General features: G+C 61.1%; 15 protein-coding genes. 14 read left to right on the top strand and 1 reads right to left on the bottom strand.

The window, feature by feature from the left end; all coding sequences use genetic code 11:
* Positions 1–14: 14 nt before the first annotated feature.
* The 11 genes from edd (at position 15) to HXW87_RS25470 (ending at position 13,928) form a co-directional block, all read left to right on the top strand.
* Positions 15–1,841, top strand: coding sequence for a phosphogluconate dehydratase (gene edd, locus HXW87_RS25520; RefSeq protein ID WP_239777956.1), 1,827 nt, complete (start codon positions 15–17; stop codon positions 1,839–1,841).
* Positions 1,838–2,797, top strand: a complete 960-nt coding sequence (locus HXW87_RS25515; RefSeq protein WP_239777955.1) for a glucokinase — start codon at positions 1,838–1,840, stop codon at positions 2,795–2,797. The genes edd and HXW87_RS25515 overlap by 4 nt, the downstream gene beginning before the upstream one ends.
* Before the next feature lie 214 nt (positions 2,798–3,011).
* Positions 3,012–3,743 (top strand): response regulator transcription factor, encoded by a 732-nt coding sequence (locus HXW87_RS25510; RefSeq protein WP_003227460.1) that lies wholly within the window; start codon positions 3,012–3,014, stop codon positions 3,741–3,743.
* Complete coding sequence (locus HXW87_RS25505) at positions 3,733–5,202, top strand: ATP-binding protein (protein ID WP_047295988.1); 1,470 nt, start codon at positions 3,733–3,735, stop codon at positions 5,200–5,202. Before HXW87_RS25510 ends, HXW87_RS25505 begins: the two co-directional genes overlap by 11 nt.
* Before the next feature lie 187 nt (positions 5,203–5,389).
* Positions 5,390–6,649 (top strand): AGE family epimerase/isomerase, encoded by a 1,260-nt coding sequence (locus HXW87_RS25500; protein WP_239777954.1) that lies wholly within the window; start codon positions 5,390–5,392, stop codon positions 6,647–6,649.
* A 118-nt stretch (positions 6,650–6,767) separates the two neighbouring features.
* Positions 6,768–8,069, top strand: coding sequence for an ABC transporter substrate-binding protein (locus tag HXW87_RS25495; RefSeq protein ID WP_047295984.1), 1,302 nt, complete (start codon positions 6,768–6,770; stop codon positions 8,067–8,069).
* Between the two features lie 231 nt (positions 8,070–8,300).
* The gene (locus tag HXW87_RS25490) at positions 8,301–9,209 is read left to right on the top strand and encodes a sugar ABC transporter permease (protein ID WP_003227452.1); all 909 of its coding nucleotides are present in this window, start codon (positions 8,301–8,303) and stop codon (positions 9,207–9,209) included.
* Positions 9,202–10,047, top strand: a complete 846-nt coding sequence (locus HXW87_RS25485) for a carbohydrate ABC transporter permease (protein ID WP_007969317.1) — start codon at positions 9,202–9,204, stop codon at positions 10,045–10,047. Before HXW87_RS25490 ends, HXW87_RS25485 begins: the two co-directional genes overlap by 8 nt.
* Before the next feature lie 2 nt (positions 10,048–10,049).
* The gene (gene ugpC, locus HXW87_RS25480; RefSeq protein WP_239777953.1) at positions 10,050–11,210 is read left to right on the top strand and encodes a sn-glycerol-3-phosphate ABC transporter ATP-binding protein UgpC; all 1,161 of its coding nucleotides are present in this window, start codon (positions 10,050–10,052) and stop codon (positions 11,208–11,210) included.
* A 226-nt stretch (positions 11,211–11,436) separates the two neighbouring features.
* Positions 11,437–12,786: a carbohydrate porin gene (locus tag HXW87_RS25475; protein WP_086791890.1), complete on the top strand. Its 1,350-nt coding sequence runs from the start codon at positions 11,437–11,439 to the stop codon at positions 12,784–12,786.
* Between the two features lie 287 nt (positions 12,787–13,073).
* Positions 13,074–13,928 carry a D-hexose-6-phosphate mutarotase gene (locus tag HXW87_RS25470; RefSeq protein ID WP_047295978.1) on the top strand — a complete coding sequence of 285 codons (855 nt, stop codon included), beginning with the start codon at positions 13,074–13,076 and terminating at the stop codon, positions 13,926–13,928.
* Between the two features lie 147 nt (positions 13,929–14,075).
* Here the strand turns inward: HXW87_RS25470 and HXW87_RS25465 are convergent, their stop codons facing one another.
* Positions 14,076–14,936 carry a MurR/RpiR family transcriptional regulator gene (locus HXW87_RS25465; protein WP_169842436.1) on the bottom strand — a complete coding sequence of 287 codons (861 nt, stop codon included), beginning with the start codon at positions 14,934–14,936 and terminating at the stop codon, positions 14,076–14,078.
* Positions 14,937–15,162: 226 nt separating this feature from the next.
* On the opposite strand from HXW87_RS25465, the gene zwf reads away from it, so the two are divergent.
* Genes zwf through HXW87_RS25450 form a run of 3 tightly spaced genes read left to right on the top strand, consistent with a single transcriptional unit; the run spans position 15,163 to position 18,012 of the window.
* Complete coding sequence (zwf, locus tag HXW87_RS25460; RefSeq protein ID WP_239777952.1) at positions 15,163–16,629, top strand: glucose-6-phosphate dehydrogenase; 1,467 nt, start codon at positions 15,163–15,165, stop codon at positions 16,627–16,629.
* Complete coding sequence (pgl, locus tag HXW87_RS25455) at positions 16,616–17,329, top strand: 6-phosphogluconolactonase (RefSeq protein ID WP_239777951.1); 714 nt, start codon at positions 16,616–16,618, stop codon at positions 17,327–17,329. Before zwf ends, pgl begins: the two co-directional genes overlap by 14 nt.
* Before the next feature lie 17 nt (positions 17,330–17,346).
* Complete coding sequence (locus HXW87_RS25450) at positions 17,347–18,012, top strand: bifunctional 4-hydroxy-2-oxoglutarate aldolase/2-dehydro-3-deoxy-phosphogluconate aldolase (RefSeq protein WP_007969324.1); 666 nt, start codon at positions 17,347–17,349, stop codon at positions 18,010–18,012.
* Positions 18,013–18,044 lie beyond the last annotated feature (32 nt).

Genomic DNA, 18,044 nt, shown 5'->3' with positions numbered 1-18,044 from the left:
CTGGAGTTCTACACATGCATCCCCGCGTTCTTGAGGTCACCGAACGGCTTATCGCCCGCAGCCGCGCCACGCGTCAGGCTTACCTTGCACTGATTCGCGGCGCCGCCACTGACGGGCCGATGCGCGGCAAGCTGCAATGCGCCAACTTCGCCCACGGCGTGGCCGGATGTGGCAGCGAAGACAAGCACAGCCTGCGGATGATGAACTCGGCGAACATCGCCATTGTTTCTTCGTATAACGACATGCTCTCGGCGCACCAGCCGTACGAGGTCTTTCCCCAGCAGATCAAAACCGCCTTGCGCGAAATCGGCTCGGTCGGTCAGTTCGCCGGTGGTACGCCGGCGATGTGCGATGGCGTGACCCAGGGCGAGCCGGGCATGGAGCTGAGCCTGCCAAGCCGTGAAGTGATCGCCATGTCGACGGCGGTGGCGTTGTCGCACAACATGTTCGACGGCGCGCTGATGCTCGGCATCTGCGACAAGATCGTCCCGGGCCTGATGATGGGCTCGCTGCGCTTCGGCCATCTGCCGACGATCTTCGTCCCGGGCGGGCCGATGGTCTCGGGGATTTCCAACAAGGAAAAAGCCGATGTGCGGCAGAAGTACGCCGAAGGCAAGGCGACCCGCGAAGAGCTGCTGGAATCGGAAATGAAGTCCTACCACAGCCCGGGCACCTGCACCTTCTACGGCACCGCCAATACCAACCAGTTGCTGATGGAAGTCATGGGCCTGCACTTGCCGGGCGCCTCTTTCGTCAACCCGAACACGCCGCTGCGTGATGCCCTGACCCGCGAAGCCGCGCATCAGGTCACGCGTCTGACCAAGCAAAACGGCAACTTCATGCCGATCGGCGAAATCGTCGACGAGAAGGCGCTGGTCAACTCGATCGTCGCGCTGCACGCCACCGGCGGCTCGACCAACCACACCCTGCACATGCCGGCCATCGCGATGGCTGCGGGCATCCAACTGACCTGGCAGGACATGGCCGACCTCTCCGAAGTGGTGCCGACCCTGAGCCACGTTTACCCGAACGGCAAAGCCGACATCAACCACTTCCAGGCTGCTGGCGGTATGTCGTTCCTGATCCGCGAACTGCTCGAAGCCGGCCTGCTCCACGAAGACGTCAACACCGTGCTCGGCCACGGCTTGAGCCAGTACACCAAAGAGCCATTCCTCGATAACGGTAAGTTGGTGTGGCGCGAAGGCCCGACCGAAAGCCTCGACGAAAACATCCTGCGTCCGGTCGCCCGTGCATTTTCCGCCGAGGGCGGTCTGCGGGTGATGGAAGGCAACCTTGGTCGCGGCGTGATGAAAGTCTCCGCCGTGGCGCTGGAAAACCAGATCGTCGAAGCGCCAGCCATGGTGTTCCAGGATCAGCAGGACCTGGCCGACGCGTTCAAGGCCGGTTTGCTGGAGAAGGATTTTGTTGCGGTGATGCGCTTCCAGGGCCCGCGCTCCAACGGCATGCCCGAGCTGCACAAGATGACGCCGTTCCTCGGCGTGCTGCAGGATCGCGGCTTCAAAGTCGCGCTGGTGACCGATGGGCGCATGTCCGGCGCGTCGGGGAAAATCCCGGCGGCGATTCACGTCAGCCCTGAAGCGTATGTCGGCGGTGCTTTGGCGCGGGTGCAAGAGGGCGATATCATCCGCGTCGATGGCGTCAAAGGCACTTTGGAACTCAAGGTCGACGCCGCCGAATTTGCAGCGCGCGAACCCGCCAAAGGCCTGTTGGGCAACAACATCGGCAGCGGTCGCGAACTGTTTGGCTTCATGCGTTTGGCCTTCAGCTCGGCGGAGCAGGGCGCCAGCGCCTTCACTTCTGCCCTGGAGACGCTTAATTGAAACTGGCTTTGGTCGGTGATATCGGAGGCACCAACGCGCGGTTCGCGTTGTGGAAAAACCAGCAACTGGAATCGGTTCAGGTGCTGGCCACAGCCGACCACGCCAGCCCGGAAGAGGCGATCAGCCTGTACCTGAGTGGCCTCGGTCTGGCGCCGGGTTCGATCGGTTCGGTGTGCCTGTCGGTGGCGGGGCCGGTGAGTGGGGATGAATTCAAATTCACCAACAACCACTGGCGCTTGAGTCGCACGGCGTTCTGCAAGACCTTGCAGGTCGAACAACTGCTGTTGATCAACGATTTCTCGGCGATGGCGCTGGGCATGACCCGTTTGCAGCCCGGGGAATTTCGTGTGGTCTGCGAAGGCACGCCGGAGCCGTTGCGCCCGGCGGTGGTAATCGGTCCGGGCACGGGGCTGGGTGTCGGCACCTTGCTCGATCTGGGCGAAGGCCGGTTTGCCGCGCTGCCGGGCGAGGGCGGGCACGTCGATCTGCCGCTGAGCAGTCCGCGTGAAACCCAGTTGTGGCAGCACATCCACAATGAGATCGGCCATGTCAGCGCGGAAACTGCGCTGAGCGGCGGTGGCCTGCCGCGCGTCTACCGGGCGATCTGCGCAGTGGACGGACATGAACCGAAGCTTGAGACGCCGGAAGCGATCACCGCAGCCGGTCTGGCTGGCGATCCGATCGCCCTGGAAGTGTTGGAACAGTTCTGCTGCTGGCTCGGCCGCGTGGCCGGCAACAACGTGCTGACCACCGGGGCTCGTGGCGGGGTCTTCATCGTTGGCGGGGTGATACCGCGTTTTGCCGATTTCTTCGTCAACAGTGGTTTTGCCCGCAGCTTCGCCGACAAGGGCTGCATGAGCGATTACTTCAAGGGCATTCCGGTGTGGCTGGTAACGGCACCGTATTCCGGGCTGGTGGGTGCCGGTGTGGCACTGGAGCAAGCAATCCCGACCTGAAATGCAATCAAACTGTAGGAGTGAGCCTTTGTGGCGAGGGGATTCATCCCCGATGGCCTGCGAAGCAGGCCCGGTTTTTCCAGGGTCGCTGCGCAACCCATCGGGGATAAATCCCCTCACCACAGGTTTGTTCCCACAGGTGTTTTGTGGTGTTTGTAAAATCAGTGCTTAAGGCATAATCCGCCCCAATTCCAACAACAAGGATGCCTTCGAAGTGAGCTCAGTCAACAAGTCGATATTGTTGGTCGATGACGACCAGGAAATACGCGAGTTGCTGGAAACCTACCTGACCCGCGCCGGGTTTCAGGTGCGGGCCACCGCCGATGGCGCCAGTTTCCGCCAGGCCCTCAACGAGGCGCCGAGCGATCTGGTGATCCTCGATGTGATGCTGCCCGACGAGGACGGTTTCAGCCTCTGCCGCTGGGTGCGCCAGCATCCGCGTCAGGCGCAGGTGCCGATCATCATGCTCACCGCCAGTTCCGACGAAGCCGACCGCGTGATCGGTCTGGAGCTCGGCGCTGACGACTACCTCGGCAAACCCTTCAGCCCCCGCGAACTGCAAGCGCGAATCAAGGCTTTGCTGCGACGGGCGCAGTTCGGTCAGGAACGCAGTGGCAGCGACGTGTTGGCCTTCGACGAGTGGCGGCTGGACATGGTCAGCCATCGACTGTTCCACACCGACGGCGAAGAAGTGATTCTCTCCGGTGCCGACTTCGCATTGCTGAAGCTGTTTCTCGATCATCCGCAGGAAATTCTCGACCGCGACACCATCGGCAACGCCACCCGTGGCCGTGACCTGATGCCGCTCGACCGCATCGTCGACATGGCCGTCAGCCGCTTGCGCCAGCGCCTGCGAGACACGGAAAAACCGCCACGGCTGATCCGCACCGTGCGCGGCAGTGGCTACCAACTGGCAGCCAATGTGGTTGCCGGCAATGGTCACTGAGTCGCTGCGCAGGCTCGCCAACACAGTACCGGTGCCGCGTTCGCTGCTCGGGCGCATGCTCCTGCTGACTCTGTTGGCGGTGTTGTTCGCACAGACCTTGTCGAGCGTGATCTGGGTCTCGCAACTGCGCGCCACCCAGCTCGAGGGCCTGGTCACCAGTGCCCGCAGCCTCGCCCATTCGATGACCGCCAGCGTCAGTTATTTCCGCTCGTTGCCGGTGGCGTATCGACCACTGGTGCTCGACCAGTTGCGCAGCATGGGCGGCACCCGTTTCGTGGTGACGCTCAATGACAAACCGCTGGGCATGGACGTGCTGCCGATCACCCCGCGCAAGGCTGCGGTGATTCAAGCGGTGGATGAAGTGCTGCGTCAGTCGCTGGGCCATGACACGGATATTTCGGTGACTTTCGTCAGCCCCGAGGATCTGCGGATCTTCAATGCCGGGCTGAAACTCGATGAGCTACCGCGCTCGTGGGCGCATTACGCGTTGACCCTGGAACCGGTGAATCCACCCGTGCTGGTGACGCAGATTCAAATGGCCCCGGGCGAGTGGCTGTACATCGCCTCGTTGCTGCCCGAGCCCTACACCAGTCTTGAAGAGCAAGGCCTGCCGGCACAGCAGGTGTGGTTCATCGTCCTCACCAGCGGCTTTTTGCTGCTGTTCATCGGCTTGCTGGTGCACTGGCAGAGCCGGCCGCTCAAGCGTCTGGCGCGGGCGGCGCGGGATCTGTCGCTGGGCGCCGATGTCGAGCCGGTGGCCGAGGGCGGTGGCAGTGAAGTGGTGGAAGTGGGCCGTGCGTTCAACACCATGCGCGAACGCATCAGCCGCTACCTGACCGAGCGCAGCCAATTGTTCAGCGCGATTTCCCATGACCTGCGCACGCCGATCACTCGCCTGCGTTTGCGCGTCGAGCTGCTCGAAGACGAGCAGTTGCAAGCCAAGTTCGGTCGCGATCTGGATGAACTGGAGTTGCTGGTCAAGGGCGCGCTGCAATGCGTGAAAGACACTGACATCCACGAGAACATCGAGCCGGTGGATCTCAACCATGTACTCGACTGCCTCGTAGAACCGTACCTGGCGCCCAACGGCAATGGCCGCGTGACCCTGCAAGGCAAGGCGCTGGCGGCGTATCCGGGCAAGCCTCTGGCGTTGAAGCGCTGCATCGGCAACCTCATCGACAATGCCCTGAAGTACGGGCAGAACGCGCACCTGCACATCGATGACGATGAGCGCGCGTTTGTCCTGCACGTCGACGACGAAGGCCCGGGCGTGCCGGAGCAGCGGTTGGAGCAGGTGTTCGAGCCGCACTTTCGCTTGGCCGGGCAGCAGCAAGGCTATGGTCTCGGTTTGGGCATTGCGCGCAACATCGCCCACAGCCACGGCGGTGAGGTGACGCTGCAGAATTTGCGTGAGGGCGGGTTGCGGGTGACGTTGCAGTTGCCGCGTTCAGTAGACTGAAGATCAAAAGATCGCAGCCTTCGGCAGCTCCTACACCGTACTCTGTAGGAGCTGCCGAAGGCTGCGATCTTTTGACTTTGCTTTTCTAATGTCACGGCTTGGTGACAAACCCCGTCCCCTTCGTTACAAGCCCACACCGGCCCGTTGTTTAGACTTCCCGCAGTCATAACAACAAAAAAGGCCACTCATGGATCTTTTCCACCCAGGCTTCAGCAGTTGGCTGAACGCCCCTGCCCACCAGCAATGGCTCGCCGACGAAGGTCTGCGCCTGCTGGCATTCGCCAAGGCTGCAAAGCTGCCTGAAGGTTTCGGCAACCTCGACGAACGCGGCCGTCTGCCGGCGCACGCGCAGGCCGAAACCATGAACACCGCGCGCATGACCCACAGCTTCGCCATGGCCCACATTCAAGGCTTGCCGGGGTTTGCCGAACTGGTTGATCACGGCATTGCGGCCCTGCGTGGTCCATTGCGGGATGCGCTGCACGGCGGCTGGTTTGCGGTCGCCGAACATCGCGACGGCAACACCGGCAAGAATGCCTATCTGCATGCCTTTGTCGCGCTCGCGGCCAGCTCGGCGGTGGTCGCACAGCGTCCCGGCGCCCAGGCGCTGCTGGATGATGCGATCGACATCATCGACACGTATTTCTGGAGCGAAGAAGAGGGCGCCATGCGCGAATTCTTCAATCGCGACTGGCGCGACGAAGAGGCCTATCGCGGCGCCAACAGCAACATGCACGCCACCGAAGCGTTCCTCGCGCTGGCCGATGTCACTGAAGATCAGCGCTGGCTGGTGCGCGCGCAACGCATCGTCGAGCGGGTGATTCATGGTCATGCAGCAGCTAACGGCTACATGGTCATCGAACACTTCGACCGCGACTGGCAACCGCTGCGCGAGTACAACCACGACAACCCCGCTGACGGCTTCCGCCCTTACGGCACCACCCCGGGCCACGGTTTCGAGTGGGCGCGGCTGCTGCTGCACCTCGAAGCGGCGCGGGTCCAGGCCGGGATGCTCACGCCGGGCTGGCTGGCGACCGATGCGCAAAAGCTCTTCGAGCAGAACTGCCGACACGGCTGGGACGTCGATGGCGCGCCGGGCATCGTCTATACCCTCGACTGGGACAACAACGCCGTGGTGCGACATCGTCTGCACTGGACCCATGCCGAAGCCAGCGCGGCGGCCAGCGTCTTGCTCAAACGCACCGGTGATGCGCAATACGAACCCTGGTACCGGCTGTTCTGGGAATTCTGTGAAGGCCATTTCATCGATCGCTGTGACGGCAGCTGGCACCACGAACTCGATCCGCAAAACCGCCCGAGCGCCGATATCTGGCCGGGCAAACCCGATCTCTACCACGCGTGGCAAGCGGTACTGATCCCTCGTCTACCCTTGTCACCGAGTATGGCAACCGCTCTGGCGCAAATATCCCGGGCTGTTCCTGTGTAACCATGTGGTGACATTTGCGCGTCCCTTCGTTACCTGCGAAGGGAATCGCCCTGTTTAAACTCCTGTGCAGCGCAAGCACCAGACTTGCATGCATAACAACAAGAAAGGTACATCTCAGATGAATGCGATTTCTCGCCTCGCTACTGTCATTTCTGTCGCCTCCCTGTTCCCGCTCGCAATTCTGCCTCTCAGTGTGTCCGCTGCCGAATCCAAAGGTTCGGTCGAAGTCGTGCACTGGTGGACGTCCGGTGGCGAAAAAGCCGCTGTCGATGTGCTCAAGGCGCAAGTTGAAAAAGACGGTTTCACCTGGAAAGACGGCGCTGTCGCCGGCGGTGGCGGTGCCACGGCCATGACCGTGCTGAAGAGCCGCGCCGTGGCCGGCAACCCGCCGGGCGTGGCCCAGATCAAAGGCCCGGATATCCAGGAATGGGCCTCCACCGGTCTGCTCGACACCGACGTCCTGAAGGACGTGGCCAAAGAAGAGAAGTGGGACAGCCTGCTCGACAAGAAAGTCTCCGATACCGTGAAGTACGACGGTGATTACGTGGCCGTACCGGTGAACATTCACCGCGTGAACTGGCTGTGGATCAACCCGGAAGTCTTCAAGAAAGCCGGCATCACCAAGAACCCGACCACCCTCGAAGAATTCTACGCCGCTGGCGACAAGCTCAAGGCTGCGGGCTTCATCCCGCTGGCTCACGGCGGTCAGCCTTGGCAGGACAGCACCGTGTTCGAAGCCGTGGTGCTCTCGGTCATGGGCGTGGATGGCTACAAGAAAGCCCTGGTCGATCTGGACAACAAGGCGCTGACCGGCCCGGAAATGGTCAAGGCGCTGACCGAGCTGAAAAAAGTCGCGACCTACATGGACGCCGACGGCAAGGGTCAGGACTGGAACCTGGAAGCGGCCAAGGTCATCAACGGCAAGGCCGGCATGCAGATCATGGGTGACTGGGCCAAGTCCGAATGGACCGCCGCCAAGAAAGTCGCCGGCAAGGATTACGAGTGCGTAGCCTTCCCGGGCACCGACAAGGCGTTCACCTACAACATCGACTCCCTGGCGGTGTTCAAGCAGAAAGACAAAGGCACTGCGGCCGGTCAGCAAGACATCGCCAAAGTCGTGCTGGGGGAAAACTTCCAGAAAGTCTTCAGCATCAACAAAGGCTCGATCCCGGTACGTAACGACATGTTGAACAACATGGACAAACTCGGTTTCGACTCCTGCGCGCAGACCGCTGCCAAGGACTTCCTGGCTGACGCCAAGTCCGGTGGCCTGCAGCCGAGCATGGCGCACAACATGGCGACCACGCTGGCGGTGCAGGGCGCGTTCTTTGATGTCGTGACCAACTACATCAACGACCCGAAAGCCGACCCGGCTGATGCGGCCAAGAAACTGGGCGCGGCGGTTCAGGCGGCCAAATAACCGTCAGTAGCGCAGGCCCTTCTTTGTGGGAGCGGGCTTTGTGGTGAGGGGATTTATCCCCGATGGGTTGCGTAGCAGCCCCGGAAAGTTGCAGCGGTGGAGTACCAGAAAGACCGCGTGCAAAGGTTTTGCGACTGCTTCGCAGCCGATCGGGGATAAATCCCCTCGCCACAGAGCTCGCTCCCACAAGGGATCTCACTGTAGTTTTTATTCCCTGTACTGGATTTCCCCATGAGTTCTGTTGCTGTGTTCAGCAAAGCCTCGCCGTTCGATGCACTGCAGCGCTGGCTACCGAAACTGGTGCTGGCGCCGAGCATGTTCATCGTGCTGGTAGGCTTCTATGGCTACATCCTGTGGACGTTCGTGCTGTCGTTCACCACCTCGACGTTCCTGCCCAACTACAAGTGGGCCGGTCTGGCGCAATACGCCCGGCTGTTCGACAACGACCGCTGGTGGGTGGCGAGCAAGAACCTCGCGGTGTTCGGTGGCATGTTCATCGGCATCACGCTGGTGATCGGTGTGCTGCTGGCGGTGTTCCTCGACCAGCGCATCCGTCGCGAAGGCTTTATCCGCACCATTTACCTGTACCCGATGGCGCTCTCGATGATCGTCACCGGTACTGCGTGGAAATGGCTGCTCAACCCGGGCATGGGCCTGGACAAATTGTTGCGTGACTGGGGCTGGGAAGGCTTCCGTCTGGACTGGCTGATCGACCCGGATCGCGTGGTGTACTGCCTGGTGATCGCCGCTGTGTGGCAAGCCTCGGGCTTCATCATGGCAATGTTCCTCGCCGGCCTGCGCGGGGTTGATCAGTCGATCATCCGTGCCGCACAGATCGACGGTGCGAGCATGCCGACCATCTACTGGAAAGTCGTGCTGCCAAGCCTGCGTCCGGTGTTCTTCAGTGCGGTGATGATCCTCGCCCACATCGCGATCAAGAGCTTCGACCTGGTCGCGGCGATGACGGCGGGTGGCCCGGGGTATTCCTCCGACCTGCCGGCGATGTTCATGTACTCCTTCACCTTCAGTCGCGGCCAGATGGGCATGGGCTCGGCCAGTGCGATTCTGATGCTCGGTGCGATTCTCGCGATCATCGTGCCTTACCTGTACTCCGAGCTGAGGACCAAGCGTCATGACTAGTCTCGCTGCCAAACCCGCGTTCAGCCTCAGTCGTGTGGCGATCTACGCGGTGCTGATCCTCGCGGTATTGCTGTACCTGATCCCGCTGGTGGTGATGCTGCTGACCAGCTTCAAGACCCCGGAAGACATCAGCACCGGCAACCTGCTGAGCTGGCCGACCGTGGTCAGCGGCATCGGCTGGGTCAAGGCCTGGGCCACGGTTGACGGTTACTTCTGGAACTCGATCAAGATCACCGTGCCGGCCGTGGTCATCTCCACCGCCATCGGCGCGTTGAACGGTTACGTGCTGTCGTTCTGGCGCTTTCGTGGTTCGCAGCTGTTCTTCGGTCTGCTGCTGTTCGGCTGCTTCCTGCCGTTCCAGACCGTACTGCTGCCGGCCTCGTTCACCCTCGGCAAGATGGGCCTGGCGAGCACCACCACCGGCCTGGTCTTCGTGCACGTGGTCTATGGTCTGGCGTTCACCACGCTGTTCTTCCGCAACTACTACGTGAGCATTCCCGATGCGCTGATCAAGGCTGCACGGCTGGATGGCGCGGGTTTCTTTACGATCTTCCGGCAGATCATTCTGCCGATGTCGACCCCGATCATCATGGTCTGCCTGATCTGGCAATTCACCCAGATCTGGAACGACTTCCTGTTCGGTGTGGTGTTCTCCAGCGGTGATTCGCAACCGATCACGGTGGCGCTGAACAACCTGGTCAACACCAGCACCGGGGCCAAGGAATACAACGTTGATATGGCAGCGGCGATGATCGCCGGGCTGCCGACCCTGCTGGTCTATGTGGTCGCAGGCAAGTATTTCGTGCGCGGGCTGACGGCCGGCGCAGTCAAGGGGTAATCATGGCAACGCTCGAACTTCGCAACGTCAACAAGACCTACGGTGCCGGCCTGCCGGATACCCTGAAGAACATCGAACTGTCGATCAAGGACGGTGAGTTCCTGATCCTGGTCGGCCCGTCGGGCTGCGGCAAGTCGACCCTGATGAACTGCATCGCGGGCCTGGAGACCATCACCGGTGGCGCGATCATGATCGGCGACCAGGACGTCAGCGGCATGAGCCCGAAGGATCGCGACATCGCCATGGTGTTCCAGTCCTACGCGCTGTACCCGACCATGAGCGTGCGCGAGAACATCGAGTTCGGTCTGAAAATTCGCAAGATGAGCCAGTCGGCGATCGATGAAGAAGTCGCCCGCGTGGCCAAGCTGCTGCAGATCGAACACCTGCTCAACCGCAAGCCGGGCCAGCTCTCCGGTGGTCAGCAACAGCGTGTGGCGATGGGCCGTGCGTTGGCGCGTCGGCCGAAGATCTATCTGTTCGACGAACCGCTGTCGAACCTCGACGCCAAGCTGCGCGTCGAGATGCGCACCGAAATGAAACTGATGCACCAGCGTCTGAAAACCACCACCGTTTACGTGACCCACGACCAGATCGAAGCGATGACCCTGGGCGACAAGGTTGCGGTGATGAAGGACGGGATCATTCAGCAGTTCGGCACGCCGAAAGAGATCTACAACGCCCCGGCCAACCTGTTCGTCGCGAGCTTCATCGGTTCGCCGCCGATGAACTTCATCCCGCTGCGTCTGCAACGCAAGGACGGTCGCCTGCTGGCGCTGCTCGACAGCGGCCAGGCCCGTTGCGAACTGCCAATGAGCATGCAGGACGCAGGGCTTGAAGATCGCGAAGTGATCCTCGGCCTGCGCCCGGAACAGATTGTCCTGGCGAACGGCGAGGGCAATGGCCTGCCGAGCATCAAGGCCGAAGTGCAGGTTACCGAGCCGACCGGTCCGGACACCCTGGTGTTCGTCAACCTGAACGAAACCAAGGTCTGCTGCCGCCTGGCACCGGACGTGGCGCCGCAGGTGGGCGAAACCCTGACCCTGCAATTCGATCCGTCGAAAGTGTTGTTGTTCGATGCCAAGACTGGCGAGCGTCTGGGCGTTGCGGGCCAGGCGCAGACCGAGGCGCGGTCGGCGAACGTCGCGCAATTCAAAGGCCGGTAAAAGATCCGTGCAGGAATAAGGTTCATGTGGGAGCTGGCTTGCCAGCGAAGGGGCCGGCACATCCAGCATGGATGTCGCCTGAATCACCGCCATCGCTGGCAAGCCAGCTCCCACAGGGATCGGATTCCAATCAGGAGCACGCGCTGGATTGCCTGTAATCCAGTGCAATTTATGTAAACCGCGTTGGAAAAAAACAGTTAATAACAATAAAGACGAGGATGTAGGGATGAAAAAGAAACACGTCAATGCCCGGTTGATCTGCCAAGTGTCAGCCGCGGCGGCATTGGTGCTGGCCGGCAATGCAATGGCTGCGGATGCGTTCAGCTCCGATTCGAAATGGATGACGGGCGACTGGGGTGGCGAGCGGACCAAGCTGATCGAGCAGGGTATCGACATCAAGGCTGACTACGTTGGGGAAATGGGCGCCAACCTGCATGGCGGCTACAACGACGACAAGACCGGTCGCTACAGCGATCAGTTCGGTCTGGGCGTGGCGCTGGACCTGCAAAAACTCTGGGGCTGGGACAACACTCAGGCCAAGATCCAGTTGACCAACCGTAACGGTCAGAACATCTCCAACGATCGTATTGGCGATCCGCGTGCCGGCACTCTGTCGTCTTCGCAGGAAGTCTACGGCCGTGGCCACATGGTGCGTCTGACCCAGTTGTGGATTCAGCACCAGTTCTTCGACAACAAACTCGACGTCAAGGCCGGTTACTTCGGTGAGGGCGAAGACTTCAACACCTTCCCGTGCGACTTCCAGAACCTGGCGTTCTGCGGCTCGCAAGTGGGTAACTGGGCGACCAACATCTGGTACAACTGGCCGGTCAGCCAGGCCGCGATCCGCGTGAAGTACAACATCAACGACGAGCTCTACGCGCAGATCGGTGCGTACAACCAGAACCCGTCGCAGCTGGAACACGGTAACGGCTTCAAGCTCAGCGGCAGCGGCACCAAAGGGACTGTTCTGCCAGTCGAACTGGTCTGGTCGCCGAAGGTCAACAGCCTGCCGGGCGAATACCGCGTCGGTTACTACAAGAGTACCGCTGATGCCAGCGACGTCCGCGAAGACGTCAACGGTTTCGACGCGGCAACCACTGGTGACGCGTACAAAACCCACAGCAGCAAACACGGTTACTGGTTCGTCGCGCAGCAGCAACTCACCAGCCACAACGGTGATGCCAGCCGCGGTCTGAACATCGCTGCCAACGCGACCTTCCACGACAAGGACACCAACTTCATCGATAACTACCAGTCGGTGATGTTTGTCTACAAAGGCCCGTTCGACGCCCGTCCGAAGGATGACGTCGGCATTGGCGCGGCGCGTATCCACGTCAACGATGACGTGAAGAAAAACGCCGAACTGCTGAATGCCTCCAACGGTGTCTCGGATTACGACAATCCGGTGTTCTCGCCGATTCGTGAAACCGAATACAACTACGAGATCAACTACGGCTTCCACGTCACCAACTGGCTGACCGTGCGTCCTAACCTGCAGTACATCACTCACCCGGGCGGTGTTGATGCCGTGGACAACGCTTTGGTCGCTGGCCTGAAAATTCAGTCTACGTTCTGACGCGTCTGCGATAAGCTCCTCTCCATGTGCGCATATTTGCGGACAGCCCAGGCTGTCCGCTTTTTTTTGCGATAGACGTCCGATGATATACCTGTGGCGAGGGGATTTATCCCCGATGGGTTGCGAAGCGACCCCAGAACTGCAACCGTTTTCACCCTGACATACCGTATGCAATTGGTTCAGGGCCGCTCCGCGCCCCATCGGGGATAAATCCCCTCGCCACAGTGTTCACTCTCACTGGGCACAAAGGTAATTGAGTACCCCCATGATTTTCAGGACCGTGGCCAATGCATGAGCATCCGCTGCAACGCTTCTTCAAATCCCTGCGCGAACGACCGGTGTTTGCCTGGGAGCGCTATCAGATGCGCGATGTGCTGGTGATCGACCATCCGCTGTGTCAGGCGGTGTTCAGTCGGCAGGGTGCGCAGTTGCTGCACTTTCAGCCGCGTGGACAGAAACCGTGGTTATGGTGCGCGGCGAAGTGGCCGCACGTGGGCGCCATTCGCGGTGGTGTGCCGGTGTGCTGGCCGTGGTATGGCCGCCATCCGAGCGAAAACGCGTGGCCGTCCCATGGCTGGGCGCGACTGCTCGACTGGAAATTGCTCGACAGCAGCAGCGCCGAGGATGGCGTGCGCCTGCATTGGCAATTGCAGTTGTGCGATTGGCAGGTCGACCTGCATGCGCATCTGGGTGAACGCATGGAATTACGCCTGAGCACCGAGCATCAGGACGACATGCCGTGCCAGTTGAGCCAGGCTTTGCATGCTTACTGGCGTATTGGTGACGTGGGTGAGATAGCGCTGTCTGGCCTCGAAGGTGCGCAGGGTTATGACCAGTTGAGGCGCCAGTCCTGCCAGCAGGAAGGCGAATTGCGCGTGGAGGGCGGTTGTCAGCGGGTGTTCCAGCACGACGGCGAATTGCAGCTCAAGGATCACGCCTGGCAGCGCGAATTGTGCATCGATACCGGTGACAGCGGCGACACCGTGGTCTGGCATCCTGGCTCGCGACCATTGCTGGGTGTGAGCTGGGATGAAGTAACGGAGTTTGTCTGTGTTGAAGCGGCGGCGGGCGGCACCGACAGCCTGCATCTGGCGCCGGGGGAGAAGGCGCATCTGAGCTTGCAGGCGTGGGCTGCTGCCTGAGTTTGTACGGTGGCTGCTGGCCCCATCGCTGGCAAGCCAGCTCCCACAGACTCAGTGGCGGTCATGGATTTTGTGGACGACCCGGACACTGTGGGAGCTGGCTTGCCAGCGATGAGGCCGGATCATTCAATAAAGAATTATCAGGCCTCAGTTGAACTCGTCACCCACCGGATACCGGCTGGCATTCAAGCTCTCCTTGATCTTGCGCAGATGCGGCTGGAAATCCACCCCGCGACGCAGGGTCATGCCGGTCGCCAACACATCCAGCACTGTCAACTGAATGATCCGCGAGGTCATCGGCATATAGATGTCAGTGTCTTCCGGCAGCGGAATATTCAGGCTCAGGGTACTGGCCTTGGCCAGCGGCGAATTCTCCGCGGTCAGGCCCAGCACCGAAGCGCCGTTCTCCCGGGCGATGCGCGCCACTTCCACCAGTTCGCGGGTGCGCCCGGTGTAGGAAATGATCACGAACAGCTCGCCAGTGTGCGCCACCGACGCAATCATCCGCTGCATCAGCACATCGGCATGGGCGGTGACGGCGAGGTTGAAACGGAAGAATTTGTGCTGCGCATCCAAAGCCACAGGCGCTGACGCACCGAGGCCGAAAAAGTGGATTTGCCGCGCCTGGATCAACAGGTCGACGGCGCGGCTGATCAGGTTCGGATCGAGCGCCTGGCAAGCGCTGTCCAGCGAGGCAATGGCGCTGCCGAAAATCTTTTGCGTGTACGCCTCGGGATTGTCATCGGCCTCCACCGCGCGGCTGACATACGCCGCGCCACTGGCCAGGCTCTGCGCCAGTTGTAACTTGAGTTCAGGGTAGCCGCTGACACCGAACGAACGGCAGAAACGGTTGACCGTCGGCTCGCTCACCGACGCGGCCTGGGCGAGGGCGGCGATGCTGAAGCGGGTGGCCTGCTGCGGGTTGAGCAGGATCACCTCGGCGACTTTGCGTTCGGCCTTGTTCAGCTCTTCAAGGCGACTCTGGATCTGTTCCAGTAAATTTCGCACGCGGTCCATATGGAATTCCTAATTCACCTGCGCAAAGGTGCGCCGGGCTATGCAAATTGGGCCTTTGATGTGGCCCGTGACGGTGGCCTATCCTACTGATGGCTCCGACCGACCACCACTCGGAATCTGTATTTTGCGAAAATGTTGTGGTTATTACTACATTTTCCCTTGAGTGATGCCTTGAAAAAAGGTATTTGTAGCTTAACTTGATAAAAGAACAAACATCATGCCTTCGATTACGGTTGAACCGTGCAACTTTGCCTTGTTCGGCGCTCTGGGCGATCTGGCCCTGCGCAAGCTGTTTCCTGCCCTTTATCACCTCGATGGCGCCGACCTGTTGCACGAGAACACGCGCATTATCGCGCTGGCCCGTGAACCCGGCTCCGAGCAGCAGCACCTGGCGTTTATCGCCGCCGAATTGCGCCGTTACGTCGGCAAAGAGCTGGACGAGGCGGTGGCCGAGCGCTTTCTCGCGCGGCTGAGCTATCTGCACGTCGACTTCCTCAAGGCTGAAGACTATGTGGCGCTGGCCGAAGCGGCCGGCAGCGCGCAACGCATGATTGCCTACTTCGCCACACCGGCAGCGGTGTACGGCGCGATCTGCGAGAACCTGGCGAAAGTCGGTCTGGCAGAAAACACCCGCGTGGTCCTGGAAAAGCCGATCGGCTCCGATCTGGAATCCTCACGCAAGGTGAACGACGCCGTGGCGCAGTTCTTCCCGGAGAACCGCACCTATCGCATCGACCACTACCTGGGCAAAGAGACCGTCCAGAACCTGATCGCCCTGCGTTTCGCCAACAGCCTGTTCGAAACCCAGTGGAACCAGAATTACATCTCCCACGTGGAAATCACCGTGGCCGAGAAGGTCGGCATCGAAGGCCGCTGGGGCTACTTCGACAAGGCCGGCCAGCTGCGCGACATGATCCAGAATCACCTGTTGCAGCTGCTGTGCCTGATCGCCATGGACCCGCCGGCGGACCTGTCCGCCGACAGCATCCGTGACGAAAAGGTAAAGGTACTCAAGGCCCTGGCGCCAATCAGCCCGGAAGGCCTGACCACGCAAGTGGTGCGCGGTCAGTACATCGCCGGGCACAGCGAAGGCAAGTCCGTGCCGGGCTACCTCGAAGAACCGAATTCCAATACCCAGAGCGACACCGAAACCTTCGTTGCCCTGCGTGCCGACATCCGCAACTGGCGCTGGGCCGGCGTGCCGTTCTACTTGCGGACCGGCAAGCGCATGCCGCAGAAGCTGTCGCAGATCGTCATCCACTTCAAGGAACCGTCGCACTACATCTTTGCGCCGGAACAGCGCCTGCAAATCAGCAACAAACTGATCATCCGTCTGCAACCGGACGAAGGCATTTCCTTGCGTGTGATGACCAAGGAGCAAGGCCTGGACAAGGGCATGCAATTGCGTAGCGGCCCGCTGCAACTGAATTTCTCCGACACCTGGCGCAGTGCACGGATCCCCGATGCCTACGAGCGGTTGTTGCTGGAAGTGATGAACGGCAATCAGAACCTGTTTGTCCGTAAAGATGAAATCGAAGCCGCGTGGAAGTGGTGTGACCAGTTGATCGCCGGCTGGAAAAAATCCGGTGACGCGCCCAAGCCGTATGCGGCCGGGTCGTGGGGGCCGATGAGCTCGATTGCACTGATCACGCGGGACGGGAGGTCGTGGTATGGCGATATCTGATGTGAAACTGCCTGCGGGCGTCCACGCGCACCAGTTCAAGAGTCCGGTGCTGTTGGCCGAAGGTCTGGCGCTGAATGTTGCCAAGCAACTGAGCGATGCCATTTCGGCACGCGGCAACGCGGTGCTGGTGGTTTCTGGCGGTCGCAGCCCGGTGGCGTTTTTCCAGCACCTGGCCAAGCAGGAGCTGGACTGGTCGAAGGTCGTCGTGACCCTCGCCGACGAGCGCTGGGTACCGGTCGAACACGCCGACAGCAACGCCGGTCTGCTCAAGCAGTACCTGCTCAAGGGCCCGGCCGCCAAGGCGCAGTTCCTGAGCCTCTACAGCGCGGCGGCGAACGTCGAGCAGGCTGCGGAGCAGGCCGACCGCTTGCTTGCCGAATTGCCGCCGATTGACGTGCTGGTGCTGGGCATGGGCGATGACGGTCACACCGCGTCGCTGTTTCCCGACAGCCCGAACCTGAATGAAGCCTTGCAGGTTGACGGCAGCCGTCGCTGCTGGCCGATGCTGGCGCCGAGCGTACCGCGTCAACGCCTGACCATGAGCCGCTCACTGCTGGCTTCGGCGAAGCACAAGATTCTGTCGATTTCCGGTCAATCGAAACTGACCACACTGAATGCCGCACTGGCATCCGACGACGTCGCGGCCATGCCGGTGCGCGCGTTTCTGCAACCTACGTTAGAGATCTACTGGTGCCCATGAGCCAAGGAACAGCCGCTATGACAACCCCATCCCCGACCGTTTCCATGGCGGACAAAGTTGCCCTGATCGACAGCCTCTGCGCCAAGGCGCGGATCCTGCCGGTGATCACCATTGCCCGTGAACAGGATGTGCTGCCGCTGGCCGACGCCCTGGCCGCGGGTGGTCTGACGGCGCTGGAAGTGACCCTGCGTTCGCAGTTCGGCCTCAAGGCGATCCAGATCCTGCGTGAGCAGCGTCCGGAACTGGTGACCGGTGCCGGCACCGTGCTCGACCGCAACATGCTTGCGGCGGCTGAAGCGGCGGGTTCGCAGTTCATCGTCACCCCGGGTATCACCCGTGACCTGCTCGAAGCCAGCGTCGACAGCCCGATTCCGCTGCTGCCAGGCATCAGCAACGCCTCCGGCATCATGGAAGGCTATGGCCTGGGCTATCGCCGCTTCAAGCTGTTCCCGGCGGAAGTCAGCGGTGGCGTGGCGGCGATCAAGGCCCTCGGCGGCCCGTTCGGTGAAGTGAAATTCTGCCCGACCGGTGGCGTCGGCCCGGCCAATATCAAGAGCTACATGGCACTGAAAAACGTCATGTGCGTGGGCGGCAGCTGGATGCTCGATCCGGAGTGGATCAAGAACGGCGACTGGGCGCGCATTCAGGAATGCACCGCCGAGGCCCTGGCACTGCTGGACTAAACGTTTTACCTGACACTTCGTTGTGTGTTCTA

The sequence above is a fragment of the Pseudomonas sp. Y5-11 genome (assembly GCF_022368695.1).
Taxonomy (GTDB): Bacteria; Pseudomonadota; Gammaproteobacteria; order Pseudomonadales; family Pseudomonadaceae; genus Aquipseudomonas; species Aquipseudomonas parakoreensis.
The sequence above is the reverse complement of the archived record's forward strand: the minus strand, read 5'-3'. Positions and strand labels throughout refer to the sequence as shown.